Source organism: Cyclobacterium amurskyense (genome assembly GCF_001050135.1).
GTDB lineage: Bacteria > Bacteroidota > Bacteroidia > Cytophagales > Cyclobacteriaceae > Cyclobacterium > Cyclobacterium amurskyense.
Window position 1 is genome coordinate 6,021,465 of record NZ_CP012040.1, and the last position, 17,405, is coordinate 6,038,869.

General features: G+C 34.8%; 17 protein-coding genes. 8 read left to right on the forward strand and 9 right to left on the reverse strand.

All coding sequences use genetic code 11. From position 1 onward, the window contains the following. Positions 1–228 precede the first annotated feature (228 nt). Entirely contained in the window at positions 229–666 is a 438-nt protein-coding gene (locus CA2015_RS23875) for a response regulator (RefSeq protein ID WP_048644167.1), read from the reverse strand. 24 nt (positions 667–690) lie between these two features. Beyond that, positions 691–1,206 carry a pyridoxamine 5'-phosphate oxidase family protein gene (locus CA2015_RS23880; RefSeq protein WP_048644168.1) on the reverse strand — a complete coding sequence of 172 codons (516 nt, stop codon included), beginning with the start codon at positions 1,204–1,206 and terminating at the stop codon, positions 691–693. A gap of 620 nt (positions 1,207–1,826) precedes the next feature. Here CA2015_RS23880 and CA2015_RS23885 point away from each other — a divergent pair. Beyond that, a complete protein-coding gene (locus CA2015_RS23885; RefSeq protein ID WP_048644169.1) occupies positions 1,827–3,659 on the forward strand; it encodes an alpha-amylase family glycosyl hydrolase in 1,833 nt (610 codons plus the stop codon). 186 nt (positions 3,660–3,845) lie between these two features. Here the strand turns inward: CA2015_RS23885 and CA2015_RS23890 are convergent, their stop codons facing one another. Beyond that, on the reverse strand, positions 3,846–4,295 hold the full coding sequence (locus CA2015_RS23890; RefSeq protein WP_048644170.1) for a response regulator: 450 nt from the start codon (positions 4,293–4,295) through the stop codon (positions 3,846–3,848). A 252-nt stretch (positions 4,296–4,547) separates the two neighbouring features. Between CA2015_RS23890 and CA2015_RS23895 the strand changes: the two genes are divergently transcribed. After that, a complete protein-coding gene (locus CA2015_RS23895; RefSeq protein WP_053086746.1) occupies positions 4,548–5,288 on the forward strand; it encodes a DUF3891 family protein in 741 nt (246 codons plus the stop codon). Between the two features lie 39 nt (positions 5,289–5,327). On the opposite strand, the gene CA2015_RS23900 is transcribed toward CA2015_RS23895, so the two are convergent. The 6 genes from CA2015_RS23900 to CA2015_RS24720 all read right to left on the reverse strand — a co-directional run bounded on the left by CA2015_RS23900 (position 5,328) and on the right by CA2015_RS24720 (position 9,630). Then, on the reverse strand, positions 5,328–5,819 hold the full coding sequence (locus CA2015_RS23900; RefSeq protein ID WP_157470586.1) for a hypothetical protein: 492 nt from the start codon (positions 5,817–5,819) through the stop codon (positions 5,328–5,330). Positions 5,820–6,103: 284 nt separating this feature from the next. Further along, a complete protein-coding gene (locus tag CA2015_RS23905; RefSeq protein WP_048644172.1) occupies positions 6,104–7,132 on the reverse strand; it encodes a helix-turn-helix domain-containing protein in 1,029 nt (342 codons plus the stop codon). 781 nt (positions 7,133–7,913) lie between these two features. After that, positions 7,914–8,360 carry a response regulator gene (locus CA2015_RS23910; protein ID WP_048644173.1) on the reverse strand — a complete coding sequence of 149 codons (447 nt, stop codon included), beginning with the start codon at positions 8,358–8,360 and terminating at the stop codon, positions 7,914–7,916. A gap of 9 nt (positions 8,361–8,369) precedes the next feature. Then, complete coding sequence (locus CA2015_RS23915) at positions 8,370–8,888, reverse strand: helix-turn-helix domain-containing protein (protein WP_240477885.1); 519 nt, start codon at positions 8,886–8,888, stop codon at positions 8,370–8,372. A 338-nt stretch (positions 8,889–9,226) separates the two neighbouring features. Beyond that, on the reverse strand, positions 9,227–9,382 hold the full coding sequence (locus CA2015_RS23920) for a hypothetical protein (protein WP_240477886.1): 156 nt from the start codon (positions 9,380–9,382) through the stop codon (positions 9,227–9,229). An 86-nt stretch (positions 9,383–9,468) separates the two neighbouring features. Beyond that, on the reverse strand, positions 9,469–9,630 hold the full coding sequence (locus CA2015_RS24720; RefSeq protein ID WP_048644176.1) for a DUF1328 domain-containing protein: 162 nt from the start codon (positions 9,628–9,630) through the stop codon (positions 9,469–9,471). Positions 9,631–10,351: 721 nt separating this feature from the next. Between CA2015_RS24720 and CA2015_RS23930 the strand changes: the two genes are divergently transcribed. The 6 genes from CA2015_RS23930 (at position 10,352) to CA2015_RS23950 (ending at position 17,365) form a co-directional block, all read left to right on the forward strand. Next, positions 10,352–12,193 (forward strand): FAD-dependent oxidoreductase, encoded by a 1,842-nt coding sequence (locus tag CA2015_RS23930; protein WP_048644177.1) that lies wholly within the window; start codon positions 10,352–10,354, stop codon positions 12,191–12,193. 101 nt (positions 12,194–12,294) lie between these two features. Then, positions 12,295–14,271: an SGNH/GDSL hydrolase family protein gene (locus CA2015_RS23935; protein WP_048644178.1), complete on the forward strand. Its 1,977-nt coding sequence runs from the start codon at positions 12,295–12,297 to the stop codon at positions 14,269–14,271. A gap of 160 nt (positions 14,272–14,431) precedes the next feature. Further along, complete coding sequence (locus CA2015_RS23940) at positions 14,432–14,698, forward strand: hypothetical protein (protein ID WP_048644179.1); 267 nt, start codon at positions 14,432–14,434, stop codon at positions 14,696–14,698. A gap of 346 nt (positions 14,699–15,044) precedes the next feature. Next, the gene (locus tag CA2015_RS24955) at positions 15,045–15,212 is read left to right on the forward strand and encodes a hypothetical protein (protein ID WP_157470587.1); all 168 of its coding nucleotides are present in this window, start codon (positions 15,045–15,047) and stop codon (positions 15,210–15,212) included. 170 nt (positions 15,213–15,382) lie between these two features. After that, positions 15,383–16,279 (forward strand): diacylglycerol/lipid kinase family protein, encoded by an 897-nt coding sequence (locus CA2015_RS23945; RefSeq protein ID WP_048644180.1) that lies wholly within the window; start codon positions 15,383–15,385, stop codon positions 16,277–16,279. A 648-nt stretch (positions 16,280–16,927) separates the two neighbouring features. Next, positions 16,928–17,365 (forward strand): hypothetical protein, encoded by a 438-nt coding sequence (locus CA2015_RS23950; protein WP_048644181.1) that lies wholly within the window; start codon positions 16,928–16,930, stop codon positions 17,363–17,365. The last annotated feature ends 40 nt before the right edge of the window (positions 17,366–17,405 follow it).

Genomic DNA, 17,405 nt, shown 5'->3' on the forward strand with positions numbered 1-17,405 from the left:
CATTTAATGATTAAGAATAGGATACAAAAACAATCATTTCATAATAAATTTTCAGGTAGGGAAATTGAATTCTTTAGAATTTGAAAAGCCCTGATCCCCACTAATACAGATTGATTTAGGGTTTTAAAACAGAGAAAAAAGTATTGGTAAATAGAGAAATACTTAAAGACGTTTATAGAACCAAACAATCATCTTTTCGCTCTTTGCTGTTTTTTTACTTTACAATTCTTAGGACAATATAATAAATTGATTTTTAATACTTGGATCAGTTTTGGTATCCAAAACATAATTCAAAGATTTAAATAACAAGGTTTTTAAATCCGTATATGAAGCGGGCTTTTGGATGTATTGATTGGCTCCGTTATTCTTCAATAAATCTATCACATTCTGATCATTGATGGTAGAAAAAATTATAATTCCAATCTCAGAAAATTCAGGAATATTTCGAATATCGGTTAGACAATCAAACCCATTCAGCAAAGGCATATATAAGTCAAGAAAAATAGCGTCAGGTAAAGGGCTATCAGATTTAAGACTTTTCATTAGTTCAACTCCATTCCCAAACTGGCTTATAAAATGATCATAAGGGAATTTGGCTAACCCCTCAATAAACATTTCCCTATCATCTCTATCATCATCAGCAATAAACAGCCGAAGTTCGTCCATATCAATATTGTGTTATTATTATCGCTAATGCTCTTCAATTGAAATTTTCAAATCGCCCTGAGTTCCTAAATCTTGGCTATTTCCTGTAACTGCACTAATCCCCATCTTCAATAAATTAATAAACTTACCATTTTCTGTATCCCAATAATGTGCTTCTTTTGGTATAACTTTAATTGCTGTCAAATCAGGGTCACTTACTCCATCAAACCATGCATTGTCAGCTTTTTCATAGTAACGTTCCAAAATCACTCTTCCCTTATAAACAATAGCCTGGCCAAATATGGTCAAAAACTTCATTTCTTTCGGATTGGAATAAATCAATTGAACACTATTGTCTGTATCAATATTTTGATTGTGTACACTTTTTTCACTGCTTAAAAACCAGATACAACCTTCATCATCAACTTCCTTAGTGCTCATTGGTACAGTGTGCGGAGGTAAAGACTTAAGGCTTGTCTCCAATATGGCTATCTGAATACCTTCAGCCAATTCTTTTAACTTGTCTATGGCTTCTCTATTAAATAAGTTTTCTTTACTCATAAATATCATTTTTATTTTGATCTAAAGATAAAGCTCATAACTCCGATAGCTTGCAAATATTGAATCAGAAATTAACTCAAAAAAGTAAAAATTTACATAAGTGAGATCTATTACAGCGTTTGACCAACTTCATAAATAGATGGCTACAATGCCGGTTACATAAGTTCCCAGTGCATTTGAATAAAGCCCCCTATTTAAGCACTTGTGAAGTAAATTACATTTGATTGATTTTAGCAAAAGACAATCTATTACTTGCTGAAATAGCTTCAAAATACCCCATCGTTGCTGTTTTCAATTTCACCATAGCGGTGCTATGCTAAAATCTCCAAACAGGTTGATTTTCTTAAGATTGCAACCCTTCCCATAAACACGGGACAGGCGAAAAAATCCTATTACATAATCCAGGTTTAAAAATTTCACCTCGATATGAAAGAGAACTTAATTGAATGATTTTAAAATACCGTTGACCTTAACAGCCAAGAATTTATCAGTATTAAAATGAAAAAAAATAGACACCGGCCATTGCAATAAAATATAAATTTTAGAGCTAATAATATATTTTTTTGAAGCTATTCCTAAATAAAATTAGCATTTATTTTACGCAAAAAACATTGAAAACAATGGAAGTAGCTACTATAAAAAAAGATGAAATTTTGCTTGATGGGATGGGTGCAATACCATCTCAAAGCAAAGGAACCACATTCCGTGTTTGGGCTCCAAATGTTGAAAATGTCGCTGTGGTAGGTGATTTTAATAATTGGGATGAAATTAAGGACCGTATGAACTCAGAAAACAACGGATATTGGTCTTTGCATATTCCTTCCGCTAAAATCGGGGCGGAATATAAATTTTCACTTCAGTCAAACGGAAATAATATGCTGAAAAATGATCCTTATGCAAGGCAAATGACACATAGCAGTGGCAACTCCGTGATTGCAAAGAGAGCATTTGATTGGAACAATGACAATTTTAAGGTACCAAGCCTCAATCAGTTGGTTATTTATGAAATGCATATTGGTACTTTCCATCCGAAAACCAATTCAGGAGAACAGGGAATGGGAACATTTATCAGTGCTATTGAAAAACTACCTTATCTCAAAGAATTGGGAATCAATGCCATTGAAATCATGCCCATAGCAGAGTTTGCCGGTGGAATATCTTGGGGTTATAACCCTTCAGCTCCTTTTGCTATAGAAACAGATTACGGATCTCCAGAGGATTTCGCTTCTTTCGTAGATGCTGCCCACAAATACGGAATGGCCGTAATTATGGATGTGGTTTATAACCACTTTGGATCAACTGAATCAGATTTATGGCAATTTGATGGATGGGGTGAAAATGAAAATGGGGGCATCTACTTCTATAATGACTATCGGGCAGAAACCCCTTGGGGACATACAAGACCAGATTTTGGACGTGCAGAAGTTCGACAGTATATTAGAGACAATGCTCTGATGTGGTTAGAGGATTATCGTTGCGATGGCTTGCGATGGGATGCTACTTCCTACCTACGTTTTGTCGAAGGAGGTACTGGTTTTGAAAGGAATGAAATTCTGGAAGCCAAAAAGATGATTCAGGATATTAACGGTGAGATTCGCACAAAATACCCAGAAAAAATATTAATCGCTGAAGATTTGAATGCCGATACCATAGTTACACAAGATTCAATTTACGGCGGTCTAAATTTCCATGCTCAATGGGATTCTCATTTCGTTCATAAAGTAAGGAACATTTTAATTATAGGGGAAGATAACCACCGCAATTTGCAAGAGGTGGTCAATGCTTTGACTTTTAAATACAACGAGGATGTTTTTGAAAGAATCATTTATACAGAATCACATGACGAAGTGGCCAATGGGAATTCAAGAGTTCCAGAAGAAATTCAACCAGGAGAAGCTAATGGAGAATTCGCGAAAAAACGCTCGATTCTTGGTGCAACATTAATTTTTACATCTCCTGGAATTCCAATGCTATTTCAAGGTCAAGAATTTTTAGAAGATGGGTATTTCGATGACAATCAAGGCTTGGACTGGGAGAAAGCTTCCCATTTTGAGGGCATTGGTAAATTATACCAAGACTTAATCAAAAGGCGATTAAGCCAAGACGATCACCTGCAAGGATTGCAAGGTCAAGGCTTGGAAATCATTCATTTTAATCAGGAAAATAAAATGCTCGCCTTTCTAAGAACCCATGACCTTTATCCTGAAAATCCTGTTTTAGTTATTTTAAATTTTTCGAATAGAAGGTTTAATGAATATGAAATAGGTGTTCCTATGGGAACTAACTGGGAGACCAATTTTAACAGTAGCTTTTCGGGATACGATGAAAATGACTTTAATACCGAGATTACTGCCTTAAAGGTTTTAGAAAATTGTAATTATGACAACCAAGCACATACCTTAACCTTTTCTATTGCTGAATATGCTGCATTAATAATTACTAGAAACCAGTGATGATTTTTAATATCCTATCACAAAAACATCAATTCAGATAAAATAAATTTCACTTTGAATAAAAGCTGTGAAAAGGCTTTTATTCAAAGTGAAATTAAAGCAAACGAGATCACTTTTATCAACTAAATCACATTTGCCTATGGTCAGTACTACTAAATAATCATTAATGTTAGATCCAAACTAAGATTATGCCTGAATCACAAAATTATGGCTATCAAGGGCTGAACAGGGATCATTCCAGTCAGTATCCAATGTATTTTTAAGAATCTTTTTCATTTCTTCGTGACTAAATGGCTTTTGAATATAGGCATTTGCACCAAGTTGATAGGATTTATTTACATCTGCAGGATTGAAAGAGGTTGAAAAAATAATTACACAAATATCCTTCAACCGAACATTAGTTCGGATTTCTTTCAAACACTCAAACCCATTCTTTAAAGGCATATTGAGATCCAAAAACAGAATGTCTGGCAATTCTGCATTTTCATCCTTAAGGTAATCCATTAATTGGACTCCTCCCTCGAAAATAATTGTCTTAACATTAACATTTAGCGCTGTTATTGATTCCTGAAAGAGCTCACAATCGTCTGGATCATCATCAGCCAAAACAAGTAAACTATTATTTATTGTCTTCATGTCTTATCTTAAATTTGGCATTACAAAGTAACCTTTTACTTCGAAGATCTTTTTCAAAGTGGAATAAAGTTGTAAAGAAAATTCCTTTGCAAAATCTAGATAAAAAGCTAATCTTCAAAAATAAGACCAAATAGGACAGTTAAGCCCTATTTTTATGGATTTATTTAAGCATTTGGCACAGCACTTGCCTATTCAAACCAGTCATAACCTAGCAGTTAGAAAATTGAAAGTCTAGGAAAAAAATCAAAATATATGATAGTCAAAAAATCACCACAAGGACATCACATCATATACCAAGCAGCCCATGGCTTGTTGGCCGGTAAAATTGCTCAGCAATTAAAAAGGAAATACAGACCAAAACTTTGGCTTGAAACTTTAATAGCTATCGTAGAACACGATGATTTACAACTTAACTTTAAGGACAACAATTACTTGTCTGACATTGGTATGCCCAAGGACTTTACTGAAGACAAGCAAAATTCGTCAATGATATTAAAAAGGTTGAAACGAATAATGAGCCATGCAAACAGCAAATCATCATGGACGACTTTACTCGTGTCTTTCCACATTGAATATTTGTATAGAAGTGTGAAAGATCAGAGCAAAGGCCTAAAAGACTTTTTAAAAAATCAGGAGCAACTTCGAAATAAAATTTTAAAGGAACATAACACCTCTAAGACCGAAGCTTACTCAATCTATCAGGTTTTACTTTTCTGTGATCGCTTGTCTTTGATATTGTGCAAAAATGAAATTCCAGATGCCGGAAGAAAAATTGAAATTAATACGTCAATAGATAATAAGACCTATTTCCTTCATCAAAAAGACAATGGTATTGTAACTGTCGAACCATGGTGTTTTGAACAAAACAAATTTGAAATTTCAATTGAAGAGATTATTTTAAAACAAACAAAATTTAATGACCAAAATGAACTTAAAGAAGCTTTAGAAGCTGCTAATAAAAGCAAAATCTCCTGGAATATTGAAAAGCAATAAGACCTAATCACTTTAATTTCAAAAATGCCAATTTAAATTTTATTTAAAATAGATGATTTTTATTAACTGATCCCTTAACATCCAAGTCATTTCAATATGTAACTGTAGAATTTCAGCTATTGCGTCCAAAGAATCATTAGAATTAAGGTGGAAAGAATTGTGTTTTAAGTTTTTTCGGATGAATTTAATTATCATGTTATGATCTCGTAACAAGCCTCTAATTAAACATTCTGATCTATTAATGCTAGAATCAAATGCATTTAAAATTGAGCTTTTAAGCCCCTGTGTAAGACTCCCTTGATAGTTAAAGTTGATCTTTCTTATTTGACCATTTACAATGGTCAAAACATCATTTAATAATGAAAAATATTGCTTGAAAAAACAGTGGCCTCCATCATCTTTGGATAATAGCTTGGGAGCAGCCTCTTTGGCTTTAGCGTATAAAACGAGCTTATCTGTCAATAGCTGGTGAAAAATTTTTAAGTTAATTTTCTCACTCGAATCAGTTAGCGCGATATCTGTCTCTTTCAAATTCATTCTCAATATTAAATAGACACCACAATCGAATCACTCCTCCTATTTTTTTCCAGGTCAGCTTAATCAATCACTAACGCTTGAACTAATCACCATATAATTAGCTATAAAAAGCCGTCTATTCAATAGACGGCTTTAGGTTGGTTGTGGTAATTAAAATAGTTGGTTTATTTATGCTATATCCTATAATTGCAATAGAAAGATTGCTTGCTTATAAAGTCATGTCCAAAATTTTCTTGAAAACAAACATCGATGCCTATTACAAAATTAAGGTTAATCTTCTATGCTGATAAACTCATCAATTGTTGATGAACTTTATATTCTTTTGGACTACAGTTGTACTTTTGCCTGAATATCTTTGAAAAATAGCTTCTGCTAGTAAAACCAACACTGTATACCACTTCAGAAATATTTAAATCTGAAGTCTTTATTAGTTCTTCAGCCTTCTCTACCCTTACTGCGCGGATATAATCACTTACAGTAGTTCCATGCATTAATTTGAAACCTTCTTGTAACTTACCCGGTGCTAATCCAGAAAGACGGCTTAGTGTTGAAATACAATGCTGTGCCTCAGGAGAATTTTGAATATCTATTGAAATTTTACGGATAATATCCATTTCTTTTGAGTTCAAATTGCCCCTGTTAAAAGATCTGTTCTTAAGGTCATCTGAATGTTGTTGGATTTCATGAGCAAGAATCATGTGTACCAATCCTTCGATCATAAGACTCCTAACAATGCCTCTTTGCTGAATTGCCTCTAGCTGTTGAATCTTATCGGCTATTTTTAAATTGTACGAACCCACATAAATGGAATTTTTTGGTCGATCACCATTTATGAATGATTTCTGAATTCTGTAATTTAGATTATGTTGCTTCAGGATGTTTTGATTTGATGAAGTTTTCACCACAATAAGAGAGATCTTAACGTGTTCATCTTTCTCAAAATACAGGCGATTTTCTTCAAATGCCCTATTTGTTAAAATACCCGTCTGGAAATTTTCCAATGTGTTTTTGGCTTGTTGGCTACCAAAACTATGAGAAACTTTCCCTTTCAAACAATAGGCAAAACAAATTGGTGGATTTTTTGATGTTCCTGCAAGTAGGGTAAAATCTTGCAAAAATTTTACATCAAATTCCAGTAGCGATATACCACTCTTGAAGGTAATACCTCTGATTCGCCCCTTGCCAAATTCATTGTCAATATCTAAAACATGCTCTTTGACCCCAATGCTAAGATTTCCATTGAAATTTTGATTTAACTCATCAAACATGTTTTTAATGGTCGTGGATGTAAGTGATATCGTAGTCATGTTGTTACAAATAGGGTTAAACATTAATAAATTGATCCTCATTTCAAAAAGCAATGCACCAATTCAAAATAAAATATTGACATTTCTAAAAAACTGAAAATCAAAACTTGCAGTAATTGAAATATCCATCTTTTAAAACAAATTAGACCGCAGATAAAAAATATCATCTTAGATCTTTTACAAATATCACCTATAGGCACTCAACTTAAGTTACAGAACTTTGGGTTTACGTTACAAAATTTTACGTTTCATCTTAAAAATTGCGAAATATTTACAATTGTTATTCAATATTCTTCTAAAACAATTTACATAAACAGCTAAAGCACAACTTATTATACAATACATACCAGGTTTTATAAATAGTTTGGTCTCCGTCCTGACAATTGTCAAGGGTGAAGCCTGTCCCGTGATTACGGGAAGTGTTGCAATCGCAAGACAATCAGGTTGTTTGGAGATTTTAGCATAGCACCGCTATGGTGAAATTGAAAACAGCAACGAAGTGGCTAATTTTAAAGCGATTTCAGCACGTAATAGAATGTCTATTGCATATTTCGGGTTAAAGAAAGATTTTAACTACAATCCTAAAAGAATTAACAAACCTACTTTTGGAAAGAGGGAAAAGTAACATCAGTAAAATGTTAAAAAATCTTATTTTGAGAGCTTGAAAAAAAATAAATTGAGGACATTTTTTGAATGATGGTCTTTGCTCCTATTACAGCCCATCCTTAATTTTTCAAAAGATTTTCGCTAAACTTTATATTTTAAAAGTATTTCACTCAGGTTAAAACCGGAACATAAAAGTGTTTCTATTCATGTTTGAAGTGTGGTATTGCCAGTTTATTTGCAACACTTTCTCAATCACCTCTTTAAGCTTACCAAAGCTTGCTGGTTTATTTATATAAATATTAGCACCATTAACAAAAGTTTCCTCAATATCCTGTTCAGATGAAGAAGTAGAATAAATTGCAATGATGAGATCTTTTAAAACGTTATTTTGACGAATTTCCTGCAAACACTGCATCCCGTTCTTAATTGGCATATTTAGATCCAAAAAGATCAAATTAGGTTGCACTATGCCTGGATGAAAGAGAAAGTCCATTAATTCTTGACCATCCTTAAATATGGCAAGTTGGGTTTTAATAGCAAGTTGTTTGATTGCTTCTTCAAAAAGCATTCTATCATCTTCATCGTCATCAGCAAGAGCAACATTCAGAAAATTGGTTTCCATTTAAAGGGATTAAAAATTAACACTTTGTTGTGAATTCGCTTTTTTTCGTTTCATTATCCGTTGAAAACTGCTGGGTGTAAGCCCTGTTGTTTTTTTAAATTGCCCTGACAAATGAGATACACTACTGTAATTTAAACGATAAGCAATTTCAGTTAGGGTCAATTCCTCATCACACAGCAACTCCTTCACAATATCCACTTTTCTTAAGATCACAAAATTTTCTATGGATGAATAGGTATTCTCTGAAAAAACAGAGGACAGATAAGAATAAGTATAGTTAAGCTTATCTGACAAATAACTTGACACCTTCAAAATTCGGGCATTCTCATCATTCAACATTTCATCAATAGTATTTTTAATCCGATCTACAAGTGTTTCCTTTTCATCGTTCAAAATTGTAACACCATATTGTTTTAAGGCAATATACAGTGCCTCTCTCGTCTCAACCGGCAACTTCTCCAAAACATCTATTTCTCCCAAATCCTTTAAAGAGAATGGGATTTGAAGTTTTTCCAGTTGTTCTTTCACGACAGTTTCGCAGATAACTTTATAATTATATCTCAGGTAAATTTTCACTAAAAAAAGGGGCCAATTAAAGATTTTCCTCAGAATTTAAAGCAAGATAATCACAAATTCTATAATAAGAGTGTGAATTTTTAATATTCCCGTGTGATATTCATTTTGGGTAACCTTAAGGTAAAAACTTTAATACCTATTACTTACCAAGGATTTCAATCAAAATAGCTGATCATGAAGGCTTAAACCTCCAATATATTTCATTAATCAGTAAAAAATCGAAGCATAAAAAAGCGGATTTTCTGTGTAAGAAAATCCGCTTTCTAAAATAGAATTAATTAGTTTTAAAATTAATTGTCATCGGTAGCATCATCTATCTCATCTTCAACCTCTTCCACACCCTCTTCGATAGCATCACCTGTATCTTCAACTGCTTCTTCAACTTTATCACTTGCACTTTCATTTTTGTCTCTACAACTTGTAAGTGATAGGAATGAGGTTGTCATTAATGCGATTAGGAAAATATTAATATAACGTTTCATAATTTCTGTTTTAGTTTAATTGATTTAAATTCAAATTAGATCTTAAAATACTAAATCCCCTTTCTGCCGAAAATCAAGGAAATAAGGAACAATACAACGAAAATAAAGAAGATCACCTTAGCGATAGAAGCTGCTCCCTCAGCAACTCCACCAAACCCGAAAATAGCAGCAATAACTGCGATAATAATGAAAATGATTGTCCATCGTAGCATAGTGTTGATTTTAAGTTATTTACAAACTATTAAGTATATCAATTGATATAAAAGTTAAAATTATCAAATAAAACCCTGGTTAATGGACTCAATAAATTCTAATATTGCTTCAATCCAAAACCACTCCCTATCTTTTAAATAAAAAGAGAAACCAACCCTAGATTACTCCATAGGTTTCCTTGCAAAGGTTTCAATCAATATTGTAAAATGTAGCTCTTTACCCATTAAATCAGCTTAAAGGGACTTTATTATGGTTTCGCAAATAATCTCCATTGCTACAGGTTAGTATACCACAAACCATGTACCATAGTTTATTATTAAAAATGAAATCGGTCTTGATTTACGGAGAACCAGCCCTATGTTATACCTTTAACCCACAATAGACAATCTATTACGTGCTGAAATCACTTCAAAATACCAAATCTTCAAACAGCCTGATTTTCTTGTGATTGCAACACTCCCCGTATATACGATACTGGCTTTACCCCTGACTTCTGTCAAGGCGGAGACCCTATTTCATAATCTGGATTTAATTAATGAGCAAGTCCATAAACTCGCTTTACTGATTTTTTTTATTGGTTTTTAAGAATTTATGCAGTATTATTTGTCTAGAAAGCCAAAAAAACTTAATCCATTAATTGCCTTAGTATTTTTAAATAGAACCTCCCTATATGCCCCATATAAACTATCTTTGAAATGAATAATGAAGTAAACTAAAAATATGAAACTACTTAAATGCGATATTTTAATAGCAGGTGGAGGTCCTGGAGGAATTCCTGCGGCTTTAGCCGCTGCTAGAAATGGGGCAAAAGTTATTCTCTGTCAGGACAGATCTGTATTAGGCGGCAACGCATCCAGTGAAGTACGCATGCACATTGTAGGCGCTGATTGTAGTGGAAAACGTGGAGAAAATCTATCCGTTGAAGCAAGAGAGTCTGGGATTATTGAAGAAATTCGACTTGAGGCCTGTGTAAATAACCCCCAAAGGTCTCCCTCTGTATTTGACTTAATATTATATGACAAATGCCGAAATGAACCTAATATTGAATTGATGCTCAACACTAGGGTATATTCAACTGAGGTGCAAGACCAAACCATTAAAAAGGCTTTTGCAAGAAGGGAGTCTACTGAGGACGAATTCGAAATTGAAGCAAAAGTATTTGTTGATTGTACAGGAGATGGCACAATCGGGGCTACCTCTGCTGCACCGTATTTTGAGGGCAGAGAAGCAAAATCTACCTTTGGAGAAAGCCTTGCTCAAGATAAAAGCGATAAATTAAGGTTGGGTTCCTCATTGATGTTTCAGGCCAAAAAGCACGATCAACCAATGCCTTTCACTCCACCTTCATGGGCTAGAAAAGTTTCTGAAGAAGACCTTGTACTCAGGCCGCATGCCACACCAGCCATGGACATGGATCTGGGATTAGAATATGGCTATTGGTGGCTGGAATGGGGCGGAACATTGGACACCATTAAAGACAATGAGCTCATCAGAGATGAATTGCTAGCTATTTTACTTGGAGTCTGGGATCATGTGAAAAATGGAGGTGACCACGGTGCAGACAATTGGGCTTTAGAATGGTGTGGTTTCTTACCTGGAAAAAGAGAAAGTAGAAGATTTATAGGACAATACACCTTAACCCAAAAAGATATACAAGAGGCCGAAACCTTTGATGATGCTATCGCCTATGGGGGCTGGCACATCGACATTCATCCCCCCCAAGGTGTGGATGCCATCAACGAATCACCCTGCATCCACCATCAGGTCCCAAAACTTTACCAAATACCGCTTAGAACTACCATTAGCAACACCATTTCCAATCTAATGTTTGCGGGAAGAAACATTTCAGCAAGCCATGTGGCCTTCGCTTCGACTAGGGTCATGGCTACTTGTGCCGTTGTGGGACAAGCTGTTGGTACTGCTGCAGCTTTGGCCGTAAAGCAGGACGTTGTTCCAATGGACATTGTGCCTAATAAAGAATTACTTAATAGAATTCAACAACAGCTTTTAAAAGATGATGCATTTGTTCCAGGCATTATAAACCAAGAAAAAAGTGACTTGGTCAAAACAGCAGGAATTAAAGCCAATTCAGAACAGAAAGAAGGACTGGCTGTAAATATAATAAGTGGACAGAACAGAAGTGTCCATGGAGAAAAGGGGGTACGGTCCGAGTTGACAAAACCAGGTACCCACCGATGGATGAGTGATCCCGAGGCTGGACTCCCGGCCACCATAGAACTACACTGGGATAGCCCAAAAAACATTCGACAATTGCAGATCATCTTTGACACCGGTGCACATAGGGTGCTCACTTTCAGCCTAGCGGATGAATACACCAAAAAAATGCACTGGGGCAGCCCTCAACCAGAAACAGTAAAAGATTATAAAATTGACACTTATTTAAACGAACAGCTAAAGGAATCTTTATCAGAAGTAAATAACTATCATAGGCTTCGCCGACACACCTTAAATGGAAAAGCGATAGATAGTATAAAGATCACCGTATTGGCCACTCAAGGTTTAGATCACGCCAGGATTTTCGAAATCAGGGCTTATGAATGATGCATATACTCTTTAACAAAAAAATACCATACTTAAGTTGGCTTACCAAAGGCCCATTTTATTGATAACCAAATAATACTTTAATGATAACCCTTATATAAATGTTGAAAGTTTACTTTTCTCTCACCCTCCTTGCCTTCTATTTCCTCATCTTACATGCTTATCCTCAATCGCAGCTTTCCGACAACTTTATTGCCAATGCTGAGCAATCTGAATGGAAAGGTTTTGAACGATATGATTTCAGCTTTCAAGGGAGGCAAGCCAGACTGATCCTGCCTAAGGAGGCCATTCAAGGAAACCCATGGATATGGCGGGCAAGATTCCCCGGCTGGCACACTGAAGCAGATAGTATTTTGGTGGCCGAAGGATTTCACCTGGCTTATATCAACACCGACAATTTATTTGGCAGTCCTACTGCCGTAAAGATCTGGGATGATTTTCACCAGTACTTGATTGAAGAAATAGAGCTTCAATACAAAGTGTCATTAATGGGGGTTAGTAGAGGAGGTCTTTTTATTTACAATTGGGCAAAAGAACATCCTGATAAGGTTGCATGTATTTATGCTGAAGCACCCGTACTGGATTTTAAAAGCTGGCCAGGTGGCTTTGGAGATAGTGAGGGTTCACCAAAAGATTGGGAAAAATTAAAAGAAGTCTACCATTTTTCATCTGATGAAGAGGCGAAGGCATATAAAGACAACCCTATAGATAACCTGAAAGACCTACCAACACATAGGGTACCCATATTGCACATGATAGGGCTGAATGATCAGGTAGTACCTGTTGATGAAAACACCCTTCCTATGATTCAAAATTACATTAAATCAGGAGGAATTGCCACGGTAGTGACTTCAGTAGATGGAGAACAAAGCCTAAAAGGCCACCACTTCCCTATTCAGACACCTCGATTGGTAGCCGATTTTATAAAATACCATTCCATACAAGCACAACGATTAGCTTCAGAAAAATATCATCAGAATAATGGGGGCATAAAAAATTCTTTGATAAAATTTTCCCATAATAAAACTGGCAGGGTAACTTTTTTAGGTGGATCAATTACGCACAACCCTGGCTGGAGAGACAGTGTCAGCAATTACTTGCAGCATCGCTTTGTAAATACTGAAATTGACTTTATCAATGCTGGCATTCCCTCTATGGGAAGTACTCCATCCGCCTTCAGGTTAGAGAAAGATGTATTGGATAAAGGCAATATTGATCTTTTATTTCTAGAGGCCGCTGTTAACGACTCAGGTAATGGAAGGTCTTCCATTGAACAAGTTCGAGCAATGGAGGGCATCATCAGGCATGCAAGGAAAGTAAACCCGGAAATGGATATCGTCATCATGCATTTTGTAGACCCTAAAAAAATGGTTTCCTACAATCAAGGGATTGTACCTGATGTAATCAAGAATCACCAGGCTGTAGCAGACCATTATGGTATTCCTACAATCAACCTTGCAAAGGAAGTCACAGATAGAATCAATGCAGAAGAATTTACTTGGGAAGATGATTTCAAAAACCTCCATCCTTCTCCATTTGGGCAGGGAATTTACGCCCTATCCATCATTTCCTTTCTTAAAAAGACCTATGACAATAGGGAGGGTTCTTCAAACAAGGTTACCAGTTATCCGGAGGTAAACAGAATGGATATTTACTCCTATGATAAAGGTTCACTTATAAGTATAGAAGAAGCAAAACTTGCAAAAGGTTGGCATATTGATCCAAATTGGAAGCCTGTGGACAATAAAAAAACAAGGCCTGATTTTGTCAATAAACCTATGCTAATTGGAAAAGCAGGAGCCAAATCCCTAAAATTTAAATTCAAAGGTAATGCTGTAGGTATCGCTGTTGCAGCCGGCCATGATGCAGCAAATATTAGCTTTAGAATCGACAAAGGAGAATGGCGCCAATTGGATTTAAAAACCAAATGGAGTGACCAACTCCATCTGCCCTGGTATTTTACCTTAGGCAGTGGATTGCAAAATACCTCCCACTTACTAGAAATAAAGGTCCCCAATAGTATAAATGAAGATCAAAATCGTAAAGCATGTAGGATTCGGTACTTTTATGTGAATTAAAATGTTTTCCCTTACAAAAGGATAGGTATAAAATAAACCAAGAAGATGAAAAAGCAGGAAAAACTATTGTAAGTATGTTTAAATAAGTGCTGATCTCTATTATTATTACAATCCCTTCAATCTTATGAATTAAATCTCCCTTCTTCTTGTTGAAAAGTATATGAAAGGAAATCAAAATTATGTTCCAATTAGTTGCCTGTTTTTTGATCGTTTGCAAGATTGGGCCACTAAGAAGGAAATTGTGGCCTTAACATTCTTCAATAAAGACCTTAAAATAGTCGCTAAGTCTTCTCGAATTATAGATCTTTTCACAAAAAACAGTGAAGAATTTATAGTACTTGAAAGCGGTGAAAATTTTCGGCTTGATCAACTCATTAGCGTCAATGGCTTTAGGGTTGACAGCTGTGAAATAGCCCCACGAAAGTAAGGCTGATATATAATGGCCTGTTCCTGACAAATTTCAGCCCTAAGTATCCCAATAGTATTTTCTGCTTAAACTCCTTCAAAGGATCCGAAAGTGTAGATTCTTTCTTTTTTATAATAATTAAACGACTACCAGATCATCTTATAACTATTCCTCTTTCCATACTCTGGAATTGTAGCACAAGACCATCAGACTTAGCCCCTTCCAATGCAATAGCAAAAAAAATTGGTCAATGGAGTAGTATTTTTAAAGGTAAAAAAATTGTCAATTGAAATAACATAAACCCCTCACCTTTCGTAATTTTCGCTATAATGCAAGCCGTTCTATATTTCATTTAACCTAAGTCCAAATGTCTATAAAGCATATTATCAATATATTTTTAAACCCGGATTATGTAATAGGATTTCTCCGCCCTGACAATGTCAGGGGTGAAGCCTGTCCCGTGTTTACGGGAAGTGTTGCAATCGCAAGAAATTCGGTCGTGTTTGGAGATTTTAGCATAGCACCGCTATGGTGAAATTGAAAGCAGCAACGAAGTGGCTGATTTTAAAGCGATTTCAGCACGTAATAGATTGTCTATTGCATATTTCGGGTTAAACCAATAATGAAATAGATTGTATGACGTTGAAGAGTACTGAAAATAACAAAATTGAATTTCAACCTTCCAAAAAGTAAAATATAAAGCACATGAAATTACTTTTTATTGTAAACCCAATTTCTGGCGACGTCGACAAAGAGCCATTTATAAAAAACGCAAAAGAACTATGTCTTAAATATGGAATAGAGAACCGATTTTTTAAAACTACGGGAAAGGATGATGAGGAAAAAGTAAATGATATTATTCAGAAATTTGTACCTGACCGAGTCGCATCTGTTGGCGGGGATGGTACGACCTTGTTTTCGGCTATTGCTTTGATGGAAGAAAAAATCCCAATGGGCATTATCCCCCTAGGTTCAGCTAACGGTATGGCAGTTGAACTGGGTGTTAATTCAAATCCAATTGAGGCTTTAAAGGACCTGATCATGTCCTCTATGATCAAAAGCCTGGATATGTTAAAGATTAATGACAAGTATTATTCTCTCCACATTGGGGATGTAGGGATTAATGCAGAGATCGTGGCTTCCTATGAAAAGGATTCCAATAGAGGGATGACCACCTATGCCAAATACTTTTTAGATGAGTTGATGAAAATCGATCCTTTCGAAATTCAAGTAGAGGCAAACAATGAAAATACAATTGAAAAGGCCGTGATGGTAGGTATATGTAATTCCAGAAAATATGGAACAGGTATACCCTTAAATATTAATGGTAATCCTATGGATGGAAAATTTGAGATAGTCTTAGTCAAGAATTTAAACACTCAATTTTTAATTAATGCAGGACTTTCCAAGTTTAATGATGTCTTTTATATGAAAGAAAACATCACTGCAATAAGTACAGAAAAGGCAATTTTAAAATTTGACCACCCTAGATTATTACAATTAGACGGAGAAGTAATTGGTAAATTTGATCGATTAGTAGTAGAAATTGTTAAGGGAGCTACCATGTTAATTACATCTAAAGACAATCAATATATAGATTGATCCTGCCAATTCAGGGGCAGGGCATTATTGAATAATTCACAAAAGACCAATTGCACCCTTTACAGTCGTGGTTTCATCTTATGAGATTATTGAGTGCTTTTAGTTCCACTCCTATGCCGCTTGGGTAGATTGAATGTTTTTCAAATATATCTATTCAATTTCAGAGATGGCTCATTATTTTTCATTTTTTTATAGTTTTTAACTTAGTTACCAATTCACCGAATAACTTCATCAATATACAATTCTACTGACATTGGCTTGCTGATTATTCAGTAAAAGACAAAATATTTAGAAGTATGGCAAATATGTATGTTTTTTTTTCGATTAATTTTCAACTCAATTTCTTCAGAATATTTAGCCCATAAAATATGGTTTAATATTCCTTAAAGTCTAAATCTCTTTCCGGAAAAGATCAAAAAAATAAAAATAAAACTCTGATTATCAGTATTTTAAAATTGTATAAATGTCATTTTTAAAATAATTCAACTTGCTAAAAACACCTGTTGTTAAATAAATGTTTTATCCTATACTATCTTTAAAAAGACAGTTTTATTGACCATTATCTCCTAACTATTAAATATCTAATTCATAAAAAAAATGTTAAAAAATTAAAACAATTAAAATATTTTTATAGGTTTGTTGATCTAAATGAAAAGGAAAAGACGTTTTATAAAGGATTCTATACAGCACCCAATTTTGGTTGGGGCATCCTTAGTGTCATGCTTTTTGATGCTATTTCTTGGCCCTATCCTTTTGGGATCTCATGAATCAGACAAACCTTCAGAAAGCTATAATCAAAAGGCTACTTTTCTTTCAGCCAATGACAATCTAAGCGACATTCACTATTTTTTGCATTCACCATCTGAGGGTGATTCTCCAGAAGAACAGGAAAATGAAAGTGAAAATGAGTCCAATAAAACACTAGATGAAGACAGTGAGAATTTTTGTGTAAACACTGCCTTTTTTTCAAAAGCTGGTTACAATTTAGGGAAATCTTTGTTTTCCCAATTGAACCTTTCAATTCATAATAGAACTAGGATTTCACTCGTTATTCTCCACCACTCCTGGAAGAGTTTTCTCGTATAACTTTTTTTACATCCCAAAACATCATTGGATGCACTCCAAT